Raw genomic sequence first — 5,512 nt, 5'->3', positions numbered from 1 at the left:
TAAACAATGGGAATGACCTCTCCCAGTTGCGTGAACACCAAACGTGCTGAGACACGCTCTCCCGGCACATGCAACCAGCGAGCGGCTGCCTCCCGATACATAATGAGCTGCGGCCGATAAAACTCGACCCGTGCCTTAAGCTGGTCTGGTGTGATATCGTCTGTCTTAAAGTCGACTACATCAGCCGCGATGGGCTGATCTCCATCGAAGAGCACGACAACCCGGTCGAATTGACCGCGGCAAAAGGCCCCCGCTGCATCGACGACGAAAGGCTGTTCCAAAAAAACTTCCCATCGTGGGTGTTGCAGGCCGGCGGCAGCTTGAGCGGGCACGTTGTCCTTCGAGAAGGACCCGCCCTGGTATTCGGCAAGACTGAGGGCCTGCTTGACCTTCGGCCTGCCGAGCATTTCCACGAATTCGCGATAGAGCGTCTCGAAGGCGTCGGACATTTCGGGATAGGGGGCCAACGTTTTCCGCAATTCTTCCGGCGAGGGGATTCCCTGGTGATCGACCCAGCGAACCCGGGAAAACCACATGTGCCACACACTTCCCTTTGCAAGCGATCGGACCGGTTGGAATCGCAAGACGACATCGGCGGATATTCCGGTTCCCTCCACTTCGTGAGGTGTCCTCCACGGGATGGAGCGGCGAAGACGCCCCGGTCGGTTTCTCACGTGCGAAAGAACAGGAGTTGTCTCGTGCTCCACCGGGGGAGGGGATACGCTGCTCGGGCACCGGGCGAACCAGTCACGCTGGCCGCGCTCGAACAGAATATCGCCCGGAGTTCGGGGCGGCTCCGTGCGCAGCCCATTCCACACAATGCTGGCCAGTGTTTTAGGTGGCCCCGAGCGGCCTGAGCCGGCTGGCGACACGAATATATAAAGACCGTGAATCGCCCGTGTCATGGCCACATAGAGCAACGAAAAATCTTCCTCCACACATCGCTGTTGGAATGCATAGTAGCGCTCAACCAGGTCGGATTCAAAAACATTGGCCTTAACGAGCTCCTGATTGAGGCCCCGGAAGACCCAATCAATCGGCTTACCGGGAGCTGGTCGAGTGAAGACAAGCTGACCTGTGCGGCGCCCGACAGGCTCATCCAGGTCGGGAAGAAAGACGGCGTCAAATTGCAGGCCCTTGGCACCGTGAATCGTCATCACGCGGATCCGGGTGAGTTGCGGGTCAGCCACCTGTTGATGTTCCAGCCATCTGATAAAGTCGTCCGCCCTGAGGGTCCGCTGTCCGTCGTAGGTATGTGCCAGTTCCACGAGTTTTTCCAGCCACAAATGTTCTTCACGGGGGGTGTATTCACTGATCGCGTCGGCGAACTCGCGAATGACCTTGCCGTAGCCCTCGTCCAGCAGACGTTCCCGCAGACGATGAGACGTTTCCAGTGACTTTTCACGCCGGGTCGGTCCGTCCCACCGGGGAAACTCCTCCCAGCCCAAAAGGGAGGCCAGGGGTGAATGGCCCAGCCGGAAGGCGGCCGCGGTATCACCGGGGTGATCGGCAATCCGCAAAACATTCAGGACCAACTGAACCGAAACAGCAGTGGTGACGGGATTGCGCCCCTCCTGGCTGACTTCAAAGCCCGCCCCCCGCAAGGCCGCCACAATGGGGTCGATGGCAGCGTTTCTGCGAACGAGGACTCCAATGGTGGGCTTGCTCGGGGCCTGATAGACCTCTCCAATCCAGTTCACCAAAATCGGATCCGCAAGAGTCACGTCTTCGCCATCGGATTGATCTTCCTCCGACTGACCCCCTTTTTGGCGAACCACAACGCAGCAGTAACCGGGGTACTCCACACGCTTGGTGTGGTGCACGCTAAACCGGGAAACCCAGGCCTCCGCAGCACGCCGCCAGAAAGGCAGGTTATCCCCGCGGATGATCACGGGGTTCTCCGTGAGTCTGGAAAAGACATCGTTAACGACATCCACAATAATCGGGCTCGACCGCCAGGTGACGTCAAGATTCTGGACATCCACCTCGGGCAGCTCGGATTCGATCCGTGCAAAGATTTCCGGTTCACTGCCCCGCCAGCCATAGATGGATTGCTTCACGTCGCCGACGCAGAAGAACGAGCCATCATGCGATCGGCAGACTTCCTCCGCGAATGGCGCCAGAACAGCCCACTGCACGGCGGACGTGTCCTGGAATTCATCCAGAAGCAGATGGCGGATCCGCCAACCGAGTCTTCGCTGCCAAAGGGAAAGTCCTGCCGACCCGGTGGCCTGCAAATAGTCGCGCAGCAGCCGTGCCACGTCACTGAAACGGAGTATTCCCCGCTCCCGGATGGCCGCCGCATAGTGTTGGTGGAATTCGTGGAGAAGTTCGTAAGTGGCAAGTGTCTGCTCCACAAGCCTGTTGAGGATGACCGCCTTCGCGTGATCGACCAGAGGCTGATAGGCTATTTCAAGCTCGGGGGGAATTTCTACTTTTCTGTACCGGTTTTCTCCGGCAGCCACCTTTGCAGCGATTCCGCGTTTCAGAAATTCTTCCCAGTTTTCGCTGGAAGCCCGTTCGAGATCCGCCTCCAGGGCGTCCAGCAGCGAATTCTTGTAATCCCGACCTGACAGTTTTCGAAGCTGGGCAACGGCCTTCGTCAGTTCCGCGGACGAGAGCGTCGGCCGTTTGTCCACGGCCTGCCAGGCCGTCGGTTCCGCTTCCAGAAAAACATTTTCGTAATAGGCCGCGATGATATCACGAAGCTGCGTGGTGATGGTCCGGACTGCTTGCCCCTTGAAGAGGAATTGCATCCACTGTCGTACCCGATCCCGCTCGTGGAGGATTTCCGCGAGGATGATCCGGTTGATGCGTTCCGTTTGGTCCCCTTCGTCGATCTGCCAATCCGGCCAGAGTCCCAGCTCGAAATTGAGCGCTTGTGCTGCCCGAACGAAAAAACTATCGAGTGTCCGAATTTGGACGTGGTGGAAATACTTAATGATTTTTCGGAGAATGGCACGGCACGCCTGCGGAGTAACATCCACCCCAATCGCACGGCTCAATTGCTCACACTCTTCGCTATCCTGGGCGGCTTTTGCCAGCCGCGACATCAGCCGATCGAGGATCTCGCCCGCCGCTTTTCTGCTGAACGTGGTGGCGAGGATGCTTTCGACCGGAGTTCCGGCGAACAGAAGCGCGAGCAAGCGATTGGTGAGTTGATAGGTTTTTCCGGACCCGGCGCTTGCCCGAATGATCACGTTTTTCTGAGCCGTCGCTGGTCCACTGCCGCCACCTTTTTTTGCCATATTGACTGCCCGTGGGAAAGTGCAAGCACAGAAAGGGGCTCAAGGGCCTTTTCGAACAAGATAGACCGGTTCGTCGTCCAGTGTCAATTCCGAGACGATGAGGGAATTTCCCATCAAGTCGAAGACCTCGTACTGGGCCGGCACCTGCCACTGTATGGGCTTCTTAGCCCACATGACGACAACCTCTCGCCCTCGGCTTCGGAAACGATACACCTGGAGGGAGGGGTGCCAGGATTCTTTTCCCAGGAATACCAGATCGGGGCCAAGGAACTGCGCCAGAGCGGCCTGCGCGGCATACATTTTCCGCGGGCATCCGCCATACTCGAAAAAGATATTTCCGGCGGTATTCTCGTTGAGGGGACCGCAGGTTCCCGCGTGATAGAAGATCTTCGTCACTCCCGCAGATCCCATCACGGCGGCAAATTTGACCAGGTCGATGGAGGCCCGCCACTCGCTGGGGCGCAGGCTCCGGTTCATGGCGTCGTCTCCCACCCGAAATGGAAGGGACGGTGGATCGTCATCCGCGTAGCAGCCGATCTCGGTGACCCAGATTGGTTTGCTTGCAAAACCTGCCTGACGCATCATGTCGCGGCAGCGAAGAAAGGCTTCTTCGTAAGCGTCGGGCGATCCGCGGTGCGGATAGAGATGGAGATTCATCACGTCACACCAGGCGAGGCCACCCGCTTCGATGAAGTCGCGAACCCAGCGGGATTCAGGCGGGGCGGCGATCCCGCCCACCACCAAACAATCGGGATGGACCTCTTTCGCGGCCTGGTACGCTGATCGCAGTAAGTCGATATAGTCGGACACCTGCCACCCGTAGGAGTTGGGCAGGGCGTAACTCGTGAACAGCGGTTCGTTGAGGATTTCAATACAGCGCACACGGTCTCGGTAGTGCGTGACCGCGGCGCGGACATAAGCCTCAAAGGCCGAGATGTCTTTGGGCTTCTGCGCGACCACCAGACGTTCCTTGAGGTAGGAATTCGATTGGGCGTCTTTTGCGATGCGCTCTAAATCGGCGGCCGCGGCCCACGGAGTGGCAGGGAAGGGCAGCAGCATGAGGATATTTCCGTGGAGTGCCAGCACACGGTGGATCTGCTGGTCCGGAATGGCAAAGTCGAACGGAGCGTCAGGGGCAGGTTGGACAAGCCGCCACTGACACGACCAATCCCGCCACCACCTCAACCCAGCCTGATGGGCCAGCGGCATCAGGAAATCCACGGGAAAGGCGTGATTCATTCCAAAGATACTATCCTGTTCGCGATATGGTTCGATAAGTGCCGTCCGCAACACCTGCTTGGGTGCCCCTTCCGCCTGCCAGGTGATGCGGAAAAAACCTTTCTTACCGACCAGGAGCCCATTGAAGACCTTTTCCACGCATGTGTCGGGCGGGATATCCACAGCCACGGTTTCCGTATGAACTGTTCGGTCGCGGTAATCATCGATGGAAAGCTTTCCACGCACTTGATGAGTTTTTGAATCTGCATTGTAGGCCCGCAGCCGAAGGGTCAGGCCCTGGTCGGGGGCTGTGAAAATATTTCCCGGCTGATCGGTGACCACGCACGACTCGACCAGTCGAGCGGGGGCATAGGGGACCGAACCTTCTTGAGAAGGCACGCACCGGAATTGAACGGCATCAATCCAGAGGGTTGTGTCCTGGTCAGAATGGCTCGCATCCAGCCCAATAGCCCCGTAGGCGTAGGCCCCTTCGGCTCTGAAACGGACACTCAACCGTTGCCACTCATTTCCCACCTGAAAGTTCCACGTTCGGGTGCGCTCATCCTGTTTGATCTGCACGGTAACAGGCACGGGGACCCGGTTTGCTTTGACCGCTGCCGAGAACTCGTAGGTTTTCCCGGGTTCGAGTGGCACCCAGCCTTCATGGGCGATGAGAACCCGTCGAAGTTCCGTGACCGAAGGATCAAAATAGTCAAAGTAGGTGAGCAAACGGTTCTCGCGGGAAACCGTCAACTTCCAGCTCCGGCGCCCGTGGTACGCCTGTGATTCGTCAAGCTCACCTTCCAGACGGAAGAGGTTTGTTGCCCAGGATGTCCTGCCCTGGCCGAGGCTTCCCCAGCCAAAACCTCCCAGTTCAAAACTGCTATTGGGAAAGAAATTCTGATCGGCGCTCGCAGAAAGCTGCGGAAGTCTCTGCGGTCGGAAATCTGGAACCGGGGTCAACTCCACATCGTCCAACCACAGTGTGCCGGTGCTTTGAAAGTAAATTTGAAACCGACTCTCTTCGGCGGGGAGGTCGGTTGTAG

Annotated in this window: 2 protein-coding genes; both read right to left on the bottom strand. The window is 58.1% G+C overall.

Going from position 1 to position 5,512, the window contains the following annotated elements; translation table 11 throughout:
* Positions 1–3,248, bottom strand: a 3,248-nt coding sequence (locus H5U08_RS09125) for a UvrD-helicase domain-containing protein (RefSeq protein ID WP_297032353.1), incomplete at its 3' end; no start/stop codon positions are given.
* A gap of 39 nt (positions 3,249–3,287) precedes the next feature.
* The coding region (locus H5U08_RS09120) for a carbohydrate binding domain-containing protein (protein WP_297032352.1) at positions 3,288–5,512 on the bottom strand (2,225 nt) is incomplete at its 5' end.

Source organism: Thermogutta sp. (assembly GCF_014359955.1).
Classification (GTDB): Bacteria; Planctomycetota; Planctomycetia; order Pirellulales; family Thermoguttaceae; genus Thermogutta.
The sequence above is the reverse complement of the archived record's forward strand: the minus strand, read 5'-3'. Positions and strand labels throughout refer to the sequence as shown.